Raw genomic sequence first — 16,941 nt, 5'->3', positions numbered from 1 at the left:
AACAAAAAAACACATACAGAAAGAAGAACTCCTTCATGAATGATTTTACCAAAGATTTTGCTCAAGCTCTATTCAATCCAGACAAAATAAATGATTTATTGCGCAAAGAGCTACAACAGGCTGTTAATAACTTGCTAGAAGCTGAGTTGACTGCCTTTCTAGGCTATGATCCCTATGCCAGAAATGGCTGGAATACTGGCAATTCTAGAAATGGTGCTTATTTCCGCAAGGTTGATACCCAGTTTGGACCAATTGAAGTGCAAGTGCCTCGAGACCGCAACGGTCAGTTTCATCAGCACACGCTGCCTGACTACAAGCAGCACTCTGATGTTTTGGAAAGCACGATTATCAAGCTATACTCCAAAGGCGTAACTACCAGAGAAATCGCTGACTTGATTGAGAAAATGTATGGCAGTCATTATAGTCCAGCTCAAGTATCAAATATTTCCAAGCAGATGCTCCCCAAGATTGAGGCTTATCACAAGCGCAAGCTAAGCGACAAGTTTTTCTGTGTCTATTTGGATGCGACATACCTTCCTTTGCGCCGAGAAACGTTTGAGCGTGAAGCAGTATATATTGCCATTGGCATTAAACCTAATGGACATAAGGAAGTCATTGACTACTGCATTGCTCCTAGTGAGAACATTGAAGTTTGGACAGAGATGCTTCAAAACATGAAGTCCAGAGGCTTGAAGCAAGTTGAGCTTTTTCTTTCTGATGGTGTTGTTGGCATGAAAACAGCCTTGGCCAGGACTTATCCTAAAGCTCATTTTCAACGCTGCCTGGTTCATGTCATGCGCAATATCTGCGCTAAAGTACGCGTCGACGATCGTGAAAAGATCATGAACGAATTCAAGCAGATACATCAACAGACAAGCAAAAAAGAAGCTGCAGCTGTCTTGCACAAATTCTATGCCAAATGGAATAAAGCTTATAGCCATGTCATCAAAGGTTTGAAGGAAATTGAGCCCGATCTGCTAGTCTTCTACAATTATCCCAAACAAATCAGAGCTTCAATTTATTCAACCAATATGATTGAATCCTTTAACAACGTCATCAAGCGTAAAGCTAAGCCTAAGGCAGAATTTCCAACTGAACAGTCGCTTGATGCATTTATTGGCATCCAGGCAATGAGCTACAATGACCGTTATTTCAATCGAATTCATAAAGGCTTTGGTCAGGTTCAGGACACCTTAGAATCCTACTTTGATTAAATAAATAATTAAAAAATCAATTTACGAGAAAGATCTATTTACACAAAAGATTTGACAGTTTCATATTCTCTGCATATTGATGATAAAACTAGTATTTTAAGAGTTATTAAAATGTTAGTGGTTAATGATTTTTTATTAACTAATATTTCGTTGAGCAATGTAAATAAAGATAATTTTAATACTTTAGTTAAGAATATTAAAAATATTCCTAAGGAAAGATCAACTTATGAGTTATTAGTTGATATTAGAAAGAAAATGAGATTATATCATAAGACAGAATTAGGAAATGGTATCGAAATTTTAAAAGAAATAGTTTTAAAGATGAGTATGATTCAAAAATCTGTAAATTATATTCATGTTGATTTTCAAAAAGAAGATCAGGTTTTGTCGATTAAAGAAAAACCTAAGAATTTATCAAATTTAGTGACTTTTTTGAAAAAGGTAACACCTGATTATAAAAAATCTGATTATTTAGAAAATTATACGAAGGCTTTTCTTGATAAATATGGACCTTACACTGAAGTCCCATTATTAGTTTTACTGGATCCTGATAAAGGATTAGGTTCTCCATATTCTAAGATATTTAGTATCTCAGATACTTCGAATACTAAACAAAGTATTTTGTTAAAAGAAGCAATTATAAAGAGTATTGTAAGTAAAAATAAATACTGTGATATTGAAAATTGTGATTTACCAGATTTGTCAGATCAAGAACATATAAATAACTTTCCTACTAGTTTAGAATTATATGTTAAAACAATATTTTGTGCTGATAATAGCGCGTTGAATACAATGATCATTCCAAATTCAGGGAGTGATAAAAGTGGCAAAACTTTTGGACGATTTACTTACATGTTTAATCGAAGTAATCCTATTAGTCATATGCCAGAAGAGATAGAAGTTGTTGATACACCTAAAAATAAACGTGTTTTAAATGTGATGCTAACTAATACCAATAATTCTGTTGTTAATGTAGGTACGACAGGTCCAGATAAGAATAGCATAGATATAAAAGATATTCTTGTTGGTGTAGAGAGGGATGGAGAGAGTTATTATTTTTATTTCAAATCAAGAGTGACGAAAAAGAGATTGTTTTTCTCTGCTACGTCTATGATAAATTATAAAAATGGTGAGTACTTATCATATATTGCTAGTTTTCTTATTGAAGCGTCTCATAATAAGGAAAGTAATCCTTTTTATATTATTAGATTACTGGAAAACTTTGATAATTTTCCAAGGATACCTGCATTTTATTACAAGAATATTATCTTGACACCTTTAAGATGGAATTTTAATAAGTATACATTAGGCAATTTCGCTTCTAAGTCAGAGTTAACAGCAAAATTTGATGCCTTTATGGAAAGATGGGAAGTACCTAAGTTAGTATTTTTAGAAAGAAATGATAATAGATTATTATTGAATTTAAATTTAAAAATTCATAGAAATGAATTGATTAGGGAAATACTGAGCAAAACTAATGTTTCAATTTATGAGCCAATTTTGAAAAATAGTAATAAATTGGCAGAATATGTTTATTCTCTTACTGATAACAATTTAAAAAATACAACATCCGTTCCATTAATAACTAGAGAATTAGATGTCGCTTTTAATAGTAGAGAAAGAAAATTTATTTTAGGAGACGATTGGTTATATTTAAAAGTATACTGTTCTAGGAATGATCTAAATACATTAATTACATATAAATTGTCTAGTTTATACAAAAAGATGCATGATGAAAAGTATATAAAGTTGTTTCATTATTTAGTATTTAGAGATCCAGAAACTGTCAAATCTTTTGTGTAAATAGATCTTTCTCGTAAATTGATTTTTTAATTATTTATTTAATCAAAGTAGGATTCTAAGGTGTCCTGAACCTGACCAAAGCCTTTATGAATTCGATTGAAATAACGGTCATTGTAGCTCATTGCCTGGATGCCAATAAATGCATCAAGCGACTGTTCAGTTGGAAATTCTGCCTTAGGCTTAGCTTTACGCTTGATGACGTTGTTAAAGGATTCAATCATATTGGTTGAATAAATTGAAGCTCTGATTTGTTTGGGATAATTGTAGAAGACTAGCAGATCGGGCTCAATTTCCTTCAAACCTTTGATGACATGGCTATAAGCTTTATTCCATTTGGCATAGAATTTGTGCAAGACAGCTGCAGCTTCTTTTTTGCTTGTCTGTTGATGTATCTGCTTGAATTCGTTCATGATCTTTTCACGATCGTCGACGCGTACTTTAGCGCAGATATTGCGCATGACATGAACCAGGCAGCGTTGAAAATGAGCTTTAGGATAAGTCCTGGCCAAGGCTGTTTTCATGCCAACAACACCATCAGAAAGAAAAAGCTCAACTTGCTTCAAGCCTCTGGACTTCATGTTTTGAAGCATCTCTGTCCAAACTTCAATGTTCTCACTAGGAGCAATGCAGTAGTCAATGACTTCCTTATGTCCATTAGGTTTAATGCCAATGGCAATATATACTGCTTCACGCTCAAACGTTTCTCGGCGCAAAGGAAGGTATGTCGCATCCAAATAGACACAGAAAAACTTGTCGCTTAGCTTGCGCTTGTGATAAGCCTCAATCTTGGGGAGCATCTGCTTGGAAATATTTGATACTTGAGCTGGACTATAATGACTGCCATACATTTTCTCAATCAAGTCAGCGATTTCTCTGGTAGTTACGCCTTTGGAGTATAGCTTGATAATCGTGCTTTCCAAAACATCAGAGTGCTGCTTGTAGTCAGGCAGCGTGTGCTGATGAAACTGACCGTTGCGGTCTCGAGGCACTTGCACTTCAATTGGTCCAAACTGGGTATCAACCTTGCGGAAATAAGCACCATTTCTAGAATTGCCAGTATTCCAGCCATTTCTGGCATAGGGATCATAGCCTAGAAAGGCAGTCAACTCAGCTTCTAGCAAGTTATTAACAGCCTGTTGTAGCTCTTTGCGCAATAAATCATTTATTTTGTCTGGATTGAATAGAGCTTGAGCAAAATCTTTGGTAAAATCATTCATGAAGGAGTTCTTCTTTCTGTATGTGTTTTTTTGTTCAAACCAATCATACGAGAAAGGAACTCCTTTTTCTAATGTTTAAAGAAATAAATTTAAGGAATCATTCATCCTTACACAAACTATTTTACAGTCTCAAAATTACAGGTGAACAATATATTGATCTAAAGTTATATTATTTAGAGCAAATAATAAAATACTTTCCCAAGAAAAATGTAACTATGAGTGTCTTTAATGGTTTAACAGGTATTGGATATGCAATAAATTATTCGGATGATAAAAATAAGAAAATACAAAGTCTTAAGTATAAGTTTAACAAATTATATATCAGCGTTATTCAAAAATATAGAAAGAAATTGAAGCGCTCTCTAACTTGTCATTTGGTTGAAGCAGATTATGATTTAATTGAAGGATATACAGCTATAATTTTATATTTGCTTAATACAGATATTTACCAAGATAATAAATTAATATTCAATTATTTGGTGGATGATTTAACGAACTTTATTAATAGTGGATCATTTTGTATAAAATCTGAAAAAATGATTTTACCATATTTGTCTAAAATGTATCCAAGTGGAGCAGTTAATTTTAGTTTATCTCACGGACTTGCTGGACCTCTTTCTGCATTAACTGAAATAGAACGCAAAAGAATGGGTTCAGCTAATTCTAAAAAAGCTATAAGTAAATTATTAAGCCTATATAACGATAATAATACGCGTGGTGCTAGTTAAATCGTTTTAGTTAATAAAAAAGTCCAATCTTGTTAGACTCGACTTGTAAATAGTAATAATAGAAAAGAGTCTGATCTGATTGAACTGCCTTAAGCTTAAGCGTTTTAGCCACCATTTACAAGTTAGTTTTAAAGATTTAGTGATAATTTGTCGGCACTGGTATCGTTTGTATGCACCGGCTGAGTTTACTCATCGGCGAAATATTGATCAAATTAAAACTACGGACAGTCTGATTTTGGCTTTACTTATCTGGCAAGCTAAGACAGGAATTGAATCACAAAGAAGATTCTGTGAATGTTTCAATTGTTTATCACACTCACGTTTTAATCGGCGTTCACGTCAGCTATTGCAATTGATTTATCAGATACGGCAAGAAATGAATAAAAAGGTTGACCTGAATGGACATTTCTTGATCATTGACAGCTTTCCGGTACCTGTTTGCCAACCAATTCGCAACTATCGTGCTAAAATTTTTCGCGGTTATGCCAACATTGGTTATAAGGCCACCAAGAAAATTTACTTCTATGGTTTCAAAGTTCATGCCATTGTTAGCGATGACGGTTACATTCTTGATTATGTCGTAACAAAAGCATCAGTTCATGATGCCAAGGAGACAGTTGAACTGATGGAAAATGCACATCCATCTAATTACTATCTTCTTGGCGACGAAGGCTATTTAGGCAAAGAACTGCATCAACAGCTAAAACAAATGGGTTATGAACTTTGGACACCATATCGTAAAAATATGACAGGAGCTAAAAAGCACAATGATCATCAATTGATGGCTATTCGCAGAACAATTGAAAGCGACTTTTCGCTTCTGACCTATTACAATGCCGAGAACAATCGAGCACGTAGTCTGATAGGCTTTCAAAGCCGGTTGGAAATTGCAATTTTAGCTTATAATTTGGCTTATTGTCTAGAACGATTTAACTAGCACCACGCGTAAGTAATTTAAATAGAAAAGAGTCTGATCTAATTGAACTATCTCAAGCTTAAGCGTTTTTCTCACCATTTACAAGTTAGTTTTAATCGGTTAAATGTGATTTGTCGCTCGCTGTATAAGCTTTATGCGCCTGATGGACTTAAACATCGTAAAAATGTTGATCAGACCAAGCTTCCTGATAGTTCTATCTTAGCGATGCTCATTTGGCAAACTGAAATTGGAATTGAATCTCAACGAAGATTCTGTAAATTCTTCGTTGGCTTATCTCATTCTCGCTTTAACCGTCGAGCTCGAATGCTCTTGCCTCTAATTCGTTGTATCCGTCAGGCTTGGAATCAAGAAGTAAAGACAGCTGGAGAATTTTTGATTATTGATAGTTTCCCAGCCTGTTCGCAATTATCGTGTCAAGATCTTTCGGGGCGTAGCTGATATTGGTTATAAAGCAACCGAGAAAGTCTATTATTATGGCTTCAAGGTCCACGCAATAGTAAGCGATGATGGCAATTAGAAGAAGCATTGAAAGCGACTTTTCTTTGCTTAGTTATTACAACGCTGAGAATAATCGAGCAAGAAGTCCAGTAGGCTTTCAACAGCGGCTAGAAATAGCTATTTTAGCTTATAATATGGCATATTGTCTAGAACGATTTAACTAGCACCACGCGTATAATAATATAGTTTTAAATGAGAAGCTTTGGTGGCCAACAAGAAAAGGAAAAAACGACATTAATAGTTATGATGAATTCCCTAGAGCAAGTTGGTGTTATGGGTCTCCAGGAATTGCTAATGCATTATATGATAGTGCAAGTTTACTAAAAGATAGTAAAACTCAAAAAAATGCAGAGAAAGGGATACTAACATTAACGAAGATAGATACTAAAAAGTTAGATTTAAATTCAGCTACAATTTGCCATGGATTTTCGGGATTGCTATTATGTGTTGAAAATATAAATCGAAAGATGCATAATGCAAATTTAAAATATTTTGAAGATAAGATAACAAGTAAAATCATGGAGCTTGCTGATTATGACTATGATTTTATGTTTAGAAATTATGATTATCCAACTCCATTTAAATTAGGATCTAAAGAAATATTTCAAGATGATATAGGCTTTTTGACTGGGTCTACAGGTGTAGTATTAACATTAATTAACAGAAAGTATGAAAATAATGATAACTGGTTAAAAATGCTAGCACTGTATTAGAGAAAATAGGTGAATATTAAGATGGAACTTATAAGATTAAGTAATTTTAAATTAGCCTACTCAGATAAAGTATTACTAAAGAATGTTAACATAAATGTACAATACGATCAGAAAATAGGTCTTATTGGTAATAATGGGGTAGGTAAGACTAGTTTTCTAAGAATTTTAATGGGAGAAAAAGATCTAGCTACAGTTTCAGGTAATATTATAAAAAATTGTAAGCTCATTATGGTTCCACAAATAATTTCATATAGTGAAAAAAGTGGAGGAGAGCAAGAAAAAGCTAGCATTATCAATGCATTGATTCAATTAAAAATGTTTCCTGACTCATTATTATTACTGGATGAGCCTACCTCTAATTTAGATATTAATCAGCAAAAATGGTTGGTTAGTGAGTTAAATAAAGTACATAAATCTATGATAATAGTTAGTCATGATAGGGACTTTTTAAATAAGGTAGTTAATGTTATTTGGGATATCAAGGATAAAAATATTAGAGTTTTTAAAGGAAGCTATTCTCAATATCAGAAAAAAGTAAGGCAAGAAGAAAAGGAAAAAGAAAGAGTATATATAGAAGAAAATAGAGAGATAAAAAAATTAAGACGAGCACAATATATATATAGGGAACGTGCACTACACGCTACTAAGAAGAAGAAAAATATTTCGCAATCAGATTGGAAAATAAAGGATAGTAGTGGAATAGAAAAGAGGCTATTTCGAGTTAGCAAACAGTTAGAAAATAGAGCTGTTGAAAAAAGCCAAAATTTAAAAAAGCCAAAAATATATCATCCTATTACTTTAAAGAATTTTATTAAAGATGAATCCTTAAATCAGAAAGAAAGTTTGGTGAGAATTAATAAGCAGGAAATTAGTATTAAAGGTAAGAGGCTGTTTCAAATTAATAATGAAATCAAAATTGCTAATGGTGATAAATTAGTTCTATTTGGTGAAAATGGTAGTGGGAAGTCTGTTTTTTTAGCACAATTGGTTGAAAAAAAATTAGATTCTTGGAGAAGTTCTAAAGCTAAAATCGGATATTTTAGTCAAAATATATCTTCAAAAGCTAAAGATGATAATACATTAATATCTGAAATTCAAAAGCAAAGTATTTTTGATAATACGACAACAATGCAGCTTTTAGGTGATTTGCATTTAACTAGAGTAATGTCTAATAAAATTAGTACTTTGAGTGGAGGAGAATTAATTTGTTATAAATTAGCTCAGATTTTATTGGGAGATTATAATTTCCTGGTATTAGATGAGCCAACTAATTTTCTAGATATAAATTCTATTAAAGCTTTAGAATTGTTTGTAAAGAAGTATCCGTTTGCTTTAATATTAGTTTCGCATGATCAAAGTTTTGTCAATAATTTGAATTTTAAAACTTTAAAAATTCAAAATAATCAACTTATTAATGAGTTTTATGTAAGAGATGAGCAACCAAAATTTAACAACGATCTGCAATTAATGAAATTTAGATTGAGTCAACTGATTCAAGATGAAGATGTATCAATTAATGAGATTAAAGCATTAAAAAGAAAGATAGAAGAATTGGAGGGATAGAATGAATTTTATAGCTTGGCTAAAAATAAATAGAATACGGGCGTTTATTATTAGTATAATTCTATTATTTTCACAATCTATATCAACATTAAGCATTTATATAATTGATCCTCAAATGAATTCCATCTTAGATAATAATTGGTATTTATTCTTAAAATTAAGCATCATGCATTTTGTATTGGTAGGCTTATCTAATGGAGTTTATAATTATGGAAGGATTTTATTTGTAAATCAGACGCAAGATCTTTTTCATAGTTATAGAGAAAAGATAGTATATTCATTTTACCGAAAAAATGAACATGACTTAGCAAAAATGGAAACTAACTTAACAACTGATAGACGATAATTATTATACTAATATATTTTATTTCTGGTGTGATTTGCTAGATATTTTCTTAATGGTAGGTACGTTGTTTACTTTAGCACCGATTTTAGTATTTTCAACTCTAGTGATTGGTTTTATATCAATTTTATTACCTAAATATCTGAAAAAGTTAAATATTAATGCTACAAATAGGGTCTCTGTTGCCAACAATAGATTTCTTAATACAATTGCAAAATGGGGATCGGGACTTGGTGAATTAAAAAGATATCATGCTAAGAAAATATTTCCTAGAGTTATTGCTACCTCATCAAGTAAATTGGAAGATAGCGAAATAAATAAAATGCGCATTATTACTTTTTCTCAATTTATTCAAGGAATAGTAGATGTTATGGGACGTGTGATAGTGCCATTAATAGCTGGAATACTGTACTTTGAAGGCAAGATAAAATTTGGTGCAATTGTAACAGCAAGTTATTTTGCTAATGATATTTTCAACTCATTATGGGACTTCTCTAATAATATTAATCTGTTAAATTCTAGCTATGATTTAAGAAGTAAAATAACTAATTTGACTAAGATACAGCCTGAACCGACGGATAAAAAGGATCCTGATAAAGTAAAGTTAATTAGATCAATCAATTTAGTTAAGAAATTTACTGATGGAGATAAGATTGAGTATCCTGATATTTGTATAAAAAAAGGAGAGCATATATTACTTACAGGTGTAAGTGGTTGTGGAAAATCTACGTTTATCAAATTATTACTAGGTATAGAAAAACCAAGTGAAGGTGAGATTCAATATCGCAATAGTGAAAATCAAGATATTATTCCTGATTTTGATCGGATTGGTTATATTGCACAAGATGTAACACTTTTTCCTAGCAGTATAAAAAATAATATTACTATGTTTAATGCTCGCTTGAATAGTGAAGTTGATAAAATTCTAGAAAAAGTAGATCTAGATCTTTCTGTTAAAGAAATTGAATCTGTGATTAAGCCTGATAATATTGTCCTCTCTGGTGGGCAAAAACAAAAGATAGTTTTAGCAAGAGAAATAATTGATCCTAAAAGTATAATCTTTTTGGATGAACCTACAAGTGCAATTGATACTATAGCAACAACTAAAATTCTAAAAGTAATATCAGAATTACCATCAACAATTATTATGATTGCACATAATTTAACTCCAGAGCAGAAAGCAACATTTGATAGAGAAATTCACCTTTTCAAGAAAGGTAGTGACGAAAATGACAATATATGATTTATATAAAATTAATCCAATTCGTTTTATTTTTGTCATCATTTTATGTATATTTAATGCTTCAGTTACAATAATATCTTCTTATGCATTAACATGGCAGTTTGATGCAATAAAAAATAAGAATTTAAATCTTTTTCTCTATATGATTTTAATTCAGACACTTATGTTAATTACAGCTTATTTCTTTGGATGTTACCCACGATATATATGGTCCAAGCAGGTAGAAGAATTAAATCATAAAGTTCGTCAGGAGTTATCTAATCATTATTTTGAAACGACAAGCAATATTGCTTTAATGCAAAATCAAATGATTAATGATTTATCCTTAGTTAAAGAAAATTATGCTAATTCATGGCTACAAATTTTCTATAATTCAACAGTTGCAATTGGTGTTTTATTTTCCTTACTAAGCTTTCATTGGAGCATTGGTGTTTTATCTGCAGTAGTTGCATTTATTCAAATTTTAATGCCTAAGATATTAGAGGAAAAATTAGAAAAGGCAGGTCAGAATATCTCTACTGCTAATCGCCAATATCTTAAAAAAATAGGTTATTGGCTTGTTGGAATTTCCGAAATCAGGCGATTTATGGCTGGTGCTAAGTTATTTGACGTTCTTTCGAGAGCATCTACTCAGCCTGAAAAAGCGATTAAAAAAAATCAAATTGTAGATTCAAACTTGGATTTTTTAAATAAAGTAGTCTATTCGTTAGGGGATATGTTAATTTTAATTCTGACAGGTTATTTAGTTATTAAGAAAATTACTCAGTTTGGTTTAATTTCAAGTATTAGTAATTTTAATTGGTTTTTGTTCGGCTCTTTAATGGCAGTATCAAATTTTACGGGACGAATTAAAAGTACAACTAAAATTAATGAGCAAATATTACAAGTTAGAAAAAGTGTAGCTAACGCATCTAACAATCAAGGTAAAACTCCAGTAGCATTTTCGGTTGAGAATTTAGCAATTACCTTTAAAGACAATAAGAAAATAAGATTTCCTAATTTCAAGATTCAAAAAGGAGAAAAAATATTATTAACTGGGAAAAGTGGCATAGGTAAATCTACATTATTTAAAATAATTTTAGGAGAATTACAACCTGATACTGGTAAAGTTGTATACTTTAATCAAAAAGGTAAAGAAATAAATCCAGATTTCAGTAAAATTGGCTATTTACCACAGTATCCAATTCTTTTTCCTACAACTGTTATGAATAATATAACTATGTTTGATTCTACGCTAGTTAATGATGCTCAAGAAGTAGTAAAAAAAGTACAATTAAAAGATGATTTAGAAAAATTTCCTATGGGTCTAAATACAGAAATTAATTTGGACCAAAATAATATTTCAGGTGGTCAAAGACAAAAAATTATATTAGCTAGAGCAGAAATTCATAATAGTAAAATTTTATTAATTGATGAAGGAACTAGTGCAATTGATCAGGCTGGGTCATCTAGAATAATTTCTCAAATTCTTAAAACGAATAAGACTATATTATTCATTGCACATAACTTGGATAAAACTACAAAAGCTATGTTTGATCATGTAATAACATGGGAAAATGATTAACGCTAAAAAAGACGAGAGCTTAATTAACTCTCGTCTTTTCGTCATTAAGAAACTAAATTTTCAATTATCTGAGGCAATATTTTATTCCTTAATATTAGCTCAATTCCTTGATGATAGCTTCCAAGGTCTTCTTAGCTTCATCTTGGATTGGTGTTTCTGGGTGTTCTTCATCGTACTTGTTGAGCCAGTTCAAACGATCTTGCATTCTCTTAGCTAAGGTCTTTTGGTATTCTGGGTCTTCAAGGTGAACTTCATAACCATCAATAGGTAAGTATGATACACCCTTGAAGTTACCGAATGGCTTGAAGTCGCTATCCTTGATGTTGCCGTTAGCCAAGTCTTCGATTAACTTCTTAGTAACTTCCTTAGGAATATCCTTGCCCATGAATGCGTCGGTGTTCAAGCTGTAGCAACTAGCACCACGCTTAGTGAACAATTCCTTGAAGTCTCTGTAGTCACCTGAAACTGGGTAGGCTCTAAATGGGTCTGCAAATGGTTCAATAACCAAAGTATTCATGTCAAAGCCCTTAGGTAAGTTTTCAGCTGAAGTACGCTTGGTTGCTAAAGTACAACCCATAGTAGTTGCCAATACTGGGTCATCGATCTTGATGATTGGAGGTAATGAACCGTCCTTCATAATCCAGAACAATGCAGTAATTGGTGACTTTTCAAAGTCTACACGGTGAGGACTAGTGTAGCGGGTCTTGATAACACGACCGTTGTTGTTACGTAAGTCTTCGGTTACGATAACTTTCTTGCCGTCTTTGTCTAAGGTTACATCACAGTTCATAATAGTGGTGTAGTACTTAGTCTCGTGGTGGCCTGCTGGGTAGTCGTGAGTCTTGTCAAAGTATGAAGGTTCAAGAGCTACTGAAGAACCGTCTTCACGTGAAATAATGAAGGCATCATCGTGTAAAACAGTGATGTCATATTTACCATCGTACATTTCGTGAGTCAAAGTTGACTTACCTGAACCTGACAAGCCGTAGAATGCAAAGGTCTTGTCGTCTTTGTCGTCAAAGTGGAATGACTTTTCACCACCGTGACATGCAGTGTAGCCGTGACGGTGAGCAATTGCCCAAGCTAAGGTTAAAGTACCCTTCTTAAGTTCACCGAAGTAGCGAAGGTTAAAGACAGCGGCACAGTTATGTGGAGCGTCAAATACGCCTAAGCCCTTAGGGTAATCTTCATCTTGAACATTTGGATCAAAGTAGAAGTAAATGTCTGGTTCATCGTAGAACTTTGACTTTTCGTATAATTTTTCAGCTTCATCGTCAAAGAAATGGAAGTTGAGGATGTATGAAAGAAGGTTAAAGGCTTGATCTTCGGGCATCATGATGTGAGCTTTTACAGTGAATGATGGGTCAAGACCTACTAAAACAGTAGCCTTTAAGTATTTTTGTTCATGTCCCTTGTAAATATCTTCACGTAAGTTGCCGTCTAATGCTTCAGCATCTTCATTAGGATTGTCAACGAAGTGACGAGCACTGGCAGTTCTACCTAAAATCTTGCCGTGGTTGTAAACCAATTGAGTTGCACCATGTGGCAAACCTAATTCCTTAGTGTGTAAGATTGGCAAGTCAGTAACAATAACGCCTGATTGCTTCTTAGCTAAGTTATAAGCTTCTGCAACACTGGTTACTTCGTGGACATTGTTGCCGTAAAATGCACTTTCAATAGTGGCACGAGTGCGGCTAAACATTGGATTATCTTTTCTTAATTCATCTTGAGAATAACGTTCTTTTGTACTCATATTAAGTTTTTGTCCTCTCTAGGAAGCTTTTATAAAAACGCTTTCAATAACTTACATAAACTATAGTAACATAATTGTTTGTTAATAACCACACAAATATAAAATTTATGAAACTTAAAAATATACATGAGGAGCTGACATGCGTGACTTTGGTAAAAAATAAATCGATGATATAATGAACGTACGTGCGAAAAAAGGAGACAAAATGGATTCAAATCAACTCTTCAAATATGTCTATGCCAAATATGGTTTGAAATTTAAGCCTGCTGTACCAGGTTCCACTAGCGTTTACGTTTTAATGTCACCAGTTGATAGTGGTTATTTTGCGATGTTATCACGTGGGCAAGGTCAGAGTATATTGGACCTGAAATGTGGTGCAATGGCTGCACTAATAAGAGATTTGCCTGGCTTCACTGATCCAATGAAGATCAAGGCGGCAGATTGGGTTGGGGCAATATTAGAAAAAGTTAGTGAAGATTCACTCAAAAAAGCACTTGATTTTGCTTTTAAACTGGCGATGAATGGTGATGAAGTAAATATCGCCCAGAATCAATATTTTTATATTGCACCAGATAAAGTAGATGACCGCTATCAAGCCCAAGCAATTAAACCAAGTGAAAATCTTTGCAAGAAGCATAACAATAGTCTGGTTCCAGATAGAATTAGAAAGATGCTAGAAATTTATGACTACAGCATTTTGCCCAGTCGTGGCCGAGCTAAGAATTTTTATCAACAGGCTAGGATGATGGCCGACTATGATGATGATTATCCTGAATTTTTTGCCTTTAAGCGTTTTTATCCAACTTATCATGATATGAATACTGGGCAGCTTAGAAGTTACTTTACTTGGCGCAGCAAGATTCGCCAGCATGTTTTTGAAAAAACGAGTACATCCTATGCCTTTGTTTATATTTATGAATTACTGAACAATATTGGTGTTGATGACGCACAAGATGGATATGAAAAGCTGTTAGAATTTGAAGGAAAATATGTGCGACAATTTGACATTAGTATTGATGTATATTTACAAGACTGGCTCAAAGATTATGTTCTTTATTATGATTTAGACGAAAAAATTATTAAGCAGCGCTTTGCATCTGAGATTAAGCGTGATCATGATTATGAGGTTTTACACCATCCAGAAAAATTTACTGCGCAAGAGTTAGCAGCAGTCTTTGCAAAGAAAACGACTTATTGGAATTCATCTAAAGTTATTAATAAGAATGAAAAGTTATTTGTTCAACTGTTGCGTTACGTGTGGCTGGAGCTGCTGGATGCTAAAAAATACGGCATTGCATATTACAGTGCGTTTGTGGGCAAGCCTGATATAATTGAAAAGCCAATCTTTGCAGGCAGTGTTTTTTATCTGCGAAAACAACAAGTAGCTGACCATCAGATTGATGCAGTAAGAAAGTATCATTTTTACCAAGGAAAATGGCAAATTCATTGTGATCAACAAATCAGCCGTCAGCGGGTTAATTTAAATAATTTTCTCCATGAATTAGATAGAGTGGCGCGAACAGAATTTAAACTAGGTCGATCGATTAAGCCGCGATTTATTGATCAAGCTGTACTTAAGGCAATTAACGCGGGGGTTGCTGAATATCGCATTCAAGAAAAAAAGGCGCAGATTGATCAGATTAAGATTGATTTTTCCGATTTGGATCAAATTCGGGCCAATGCTTCGAAGACGCGTGATAGTTTGTTAACGGATGAGGAAAAGCAGCTAGAGCAGGCAGAAGCGCAAGAAGAAGTAGAAAAACAAGCAGATGAAACTGTCAAAGTTGATAATGAATATGGCTTAGATGAAAATGAAATGTTTTTCTTAACTGCATTGCTGATGCAGCAGCCTTGGCAGACCTATTTGAAGCAGCACCACTTAATGGCATCAATTTTGATGGATAATATTAATGAAAAATTATTTGATGAATTCGGTGATGTGGTTTTAGAAAATAACGAACAGGACCAACCACAAGTAATTACCGATTATGTAGATGACTTAAAAGATATGTTTTTGAAGGGATGAAATCATGCCACAAAAAAGAAGAGTACCAAAAAGAATTGCGCAAACTGTCCTTAATTCATTAAAGGGTGGGGTAGTGCCAAGAATAGGGTTACCTTATATTACCGTGGGGAGAAAGGCCGAGATTGAGGCCCTATTACACGATGTGGATGTTATTCAAGAAGGCGGGGCAAGCTTTCGTTTTATCGTGGGTCGTTATGGCTCAGGAAAAAGCTTTTTACTTCAAACGATCCGTAACTATGTGATGGATAAAAATTTTGTTGTTGTAGATGGTGATTTATCACCTGAACGTCGGCTGCAAGGATCAAAAGGACAGGGTTTAGCAACATACCGTGAATTAATTCAGAACTTATCAACTAAGACTAGGCCTGAAGGTGGTGCCTTGACTTTGATTCTAGATCGCTGGATTAATTCAGTGCAGATGCAAGTTTCGCAAGAAACAGGCTTAAATAATGATGATCCTAAATTTGAGCAAGCAGTTGACCAGAAAATCTATGGCGTCATTTCTTCATTAAACGAATTAGTTCATGGTTTTGATTTTGCTAAATTGCTGAACATGTACTATCACGCTTATATGAGTGGTGATGATGAGACTAAGGCTAAAGTAGTCAAGTGGTTCAGAGGAGAATATAGCCATAAGACTGAGGCTAAAAAGGAATTAGGCGTTGATATCATTATTAGTGATAGTGATTGGTATGAATATTTAAAGTTATTTGCGACTTTCTTTAGACAAGCGGGCTATGCTGGTTTAATGATTATGATTGATGAATTGGTTAATATCTATAAAATTCCGAATGCAATTAGCCGCCAGTACAACTATGAAAAGATTTTGACGATGTATAACGATACCTTGCAGGGAAAGGCAAAATACCTGGGAATCATCATGTGTGGTACACCGCAAGCAATCGAGGATCGTCGCCGTGGCGTTTATTCATATGAAGCTTTGCGTAGTAGATTAGCAACTGGAAAATTTGCTCAAGCAGGTGCGCGTGATATGTATGCGCCAGTGATTAAGCTGGAACCACTAACCGCAGAAGAGATGTTGGTTTTAACGGAAAAATTGGCTGACATGCATGCGGGACTTTATGGCTATGAACGGACAATTACGGATGATGATTTAGCGCAATTTATCAAGATTGAATATGCGCGGGTTGGTGCGGATACTAATATTACGCCGCGTGAAATTATTCGTGACTTTATTGAATTGTTAGACATTGTTTGGCAAAATCCACAGACAGATATTCAGACTTTGCTTAATTCAGACCAATTTTCATATGCTAAGTCTGAAACAGTATCTGATAATCAAGAAAAAGATTACACTGAATTTCAAATTTAAGGATTA

General features: G+C 33.5%; 13 protein-coding genes and 1 pseudogene. 12 read left to right on the top strand and 2 right to left on the bottom strand.

Going from position 1 to position 16,941, the window contains the following annotated elements:
- Positions 1–35: 35 nt before the first annotated feature.
- On the top strand, positions 36–1,214 hold the full coding sequence (locus J6L97_RS08995; RefSeq protein WP_005728142.1) for an IS256 family transposase: 1,179 nt from the start codon (positions 36–38) through the stop codon (positions 1,212–1,214).
- A 111-nt stretch (positions 1,215–1,325) separates the two neighbouring features.
- On the top strand, positions 1,326–3,017 hold the full coding sequence (locus tag J6L97_RS08990; protein WP_057727075.1) for a lantibiotic dehydratase: 1,692 nt from the start codon (positions 1,326–1,328) through the stop codon (positions 3,015–3,017).
- A 38-nt stretch (positions 3,018–3,055) separates the two neighbouring features.
- Here J6L97_RS08990 and J6L97_RS08985 read toward each other — a convergent pair whose 3' ends face one another.
- Positions 3,056–4,234: an IS256 family transposase gene (locus tag J6L97_RS08985; RefSeq protein ID WP_005728142.1), complete on the bottom strand. Its 1,179-nt coding sequence runs from the start codon at positions 4,232–4,234 to the stop codon at positions 3,056–3,058.
- Between the two features lie 71 nt (positions 4,235–4,305).
- Between J6L97_RS08985 and J6L97_RS08980 the strand changes: the two genes are divergently transcribed.
- From J6L97_RS08980 to J6L97_RS08945, 8 genes and pseudogenes are all read left to right on the top strand, one after another.
- Complete coding sequence (locus tag J6L97_RS08980) at positions 4,306–4,962, top strand: lanthionine synthetase LanC family protein (RefSeq protein ID WP_057727091.1); 657 nt, start codon at positions 4,306–4,308, stop codon at positions 4,960–4,962.
- A 79-nt stretch (positions 4,963–5,041) separates the two neighbouring features.
- Positions 5,042–5,899 carry an IS982 family transposase gene (locus tag J6L97_RS08975; RefSeq protein WP_118992340.1) on the top strand — a complete coding sequence of 286 codons (858 nt, stop codon included), beginning with the start codon at positions 5,042–5,044 and terminating at the stop codon, positions 5,897–5,899.
- 42 nt (positions 5,900–5,941) lie between these two features.
- Positions 5,942–6,561: pseudogene (locus tag J6L97_RS08970) on the top strand (transposase family protein).
- Between the two features lie 18 nt (positions 6,562–6,579).
- Positions 6,580–7,110, top strand: coding sequence for a lanthionine synthetase LanC family protein (locus J6L97_RS08965; protein WP_081036398.1), 531 nt, complete (start codon positions 6,580–6,582; stop codon positions 7,108–7,110).
- A 21-nt stretch (positions 7,111–7,131) separates the two neighbouring features.
- The gene (locus J6L97_RS08960) at positions 7,132–8,673 is read left to right on the top strand and encodes an ATP-binding cassette domain-containing protein (RefSeq protein ID WP_057726132.1); all 1,542 of its coding nucleotides are present in this window, start codon (positions 7,132–7,134) and stop codon (positions 8,671–8,673) included.
- 1 nt (position 8,674) lies between these two features.
- Complete coding sequence (locus J6L97_RS08955; protein WP_057726134.1) at positions 8,675–9,019, top strand: hypothetical protein; 345 nt, start codon at positions 8,675–8,677, stop codon at positions 9,017–9,019.
- A gap of 52 nt (positions 9,020–9,071) precedes the next feature.
- On the top strand, positions 9,072–10,259 hold the full coding sequence (locus J6L97_RS08950; protein ID WP_081036399.1) for an ATP-binding cassette domain-containing protein: 1,188 nt from the start codon (positions 9,072–9,074) through the stop codon (positions 10,257–10,259).
- A complete protein-coding gene (locus J6L97_RS08945; RefSeq protein WP_057726138.1) occupies positions 10,246–11,823 on the top strand; it encodes an ATP-binding cassette domain-containing protein in 1,578 nt (525 codons plus the stop codon). Before J6L97_RS08950 ends, J6L97_RS08945 begins: the two co-directional genes overlap by 14 nt.
- 94 nt (positions 11,824–11,917) lie before the next feature.
- On the opposite strand, the gene J6L97_RS08940 is transcribed toward J6L97_RS08945, so the two are convergent.
- A complete protein-coding gene (locus J6L97_RS08940; RefSeq protein ID WP_054832632.1) occupies positions 11,918–13,576 on the bottom strand; it encodes a phosphoenolpyruvate carboxykinase (ATP) in 1,659 nt (552 codons plus the stop codon).
- A 205-nt stretch (positions 13,577–13,781) separates the two neighbouring features.
- Here J6L97_RS08940 and J6L97_RS08935 point away from each other — a divergent pair, with 205 nt between their 5' ends.
- Together J6L97_RS08935 and J6L97_RS08930 are read left to right on the top strand one after the other, a co-directional pair.
- Positions 13,782–15,602: a TerB N-terminal domain-containing protein gene (locus J6L97_RS08935; protein ID WP_057726140.1), complete on the top strand. Its 1,821-nt coding sequence runs from the start codon at positions 13,782–13,784 to the stop codon at positions 15,600–15,602.
- A 4-nt stretch (positions 15,603–15,606) separates the two neighbouring features.
- Entirely contained in the window at positions 15,607–16,935 is a 1,329-nt protein-coding gene (locus tag J6L97_RS08930; protein ID WP_057726142.1) for an ATP-binding protein, read from the top strand.
- The last annotated feature ends 6 nt before the right edge of the window (positions 16,936–16,941 follow it).

Origin of the sequence: Lactobacillus crispatus (assembly GCF_018987235.1) — a bacterium.
Lineage (GTDB): Bacteria > Bacillota > Bacilli > Lactobacillales > Lactobacillaceae > Lactobacillus > Lactobacillus crispatus.
This window is presented reverse-complemented; position numbering and strand designations above follow the sequence as displayed.

Bases quoted from the DNA above. Each gene is read 5' to 3' on its own strand.
- J6L97_RS08940 (WP_054832632.1), bottom strand. From the start codon at position 13,576: ATGAGTACAAAAGAACGTTATTCTCAAGATGAATTAAGAAAAGATAAT.
- J6L97_RS08995 (WP_005728142.1), top strand. From the start codon at position 36: ATGAATGATTTTACCAAAGATTTTGCTCAAGCTCTATTCAATCCAGAC.
- J6L97_RS08935 (WP_057726140.1), top strand. From the start codon at position 13,782: ATGGATTCAAATCAACTCTTCAAATATGTCTATGCCAAATATGGTTTG.
- J6L97_RS08930 (WP_057726142.1), top strand. From the start codon at position 15,607: ATGCCACAAAAAAGAAGAGTACCAAAAAGAATTGCGCAAACTGTCCTT.
- J6L97_RS08980 (WP_057727091.1), top strand. From the start codon at position 4,306: ATGTTTAAAGAAATAAATTTAAGGAATCATTCATCCTTACACAAACTA.
- J6L97_RS08960 (WP_057726132.1), top strand. From the start codon at position 7,132: ATGGAACTTATAAGATTAAGTAATTTTAAATTAGCCTACTCAGATAAA.
- J6L97_RS08945 (WP_057726138.1), top strand. From the start codon at position 10,246: ATGACAATATATGATTTATATAAAATTAATCCAATTCGTTTTATTTTT.
- J6L97_RS08985 (WP_005728142.1), bottom strand. From the start codon at position 4,234: ATGAATGATTTTACCAAAGATTTTGCTCAAGCTCTATTCAATCCAGAC.
- J6L97_RS08950 (WP_081036399.1), top strand. From the start codon at position 9,072: ATGGTAGGTACGTTGTTTACTTTAGCACCGATTTTAGTATTTTCAACT.
- J6L97_RS08990 (WP_057727075.1), top strand. From the start codon at position 1,326: ATGTTAGTGGTTAATGATTTTTTATTAACTAATATTTCGTTGAGCAAT.
- J6L97_RS08955 (WP_057726134.1), top strand. From the start codon at position 8,675: ATGAATTTTATAGCTTGGCTAAAAATAAATAGAATACGGGCGTTTATT.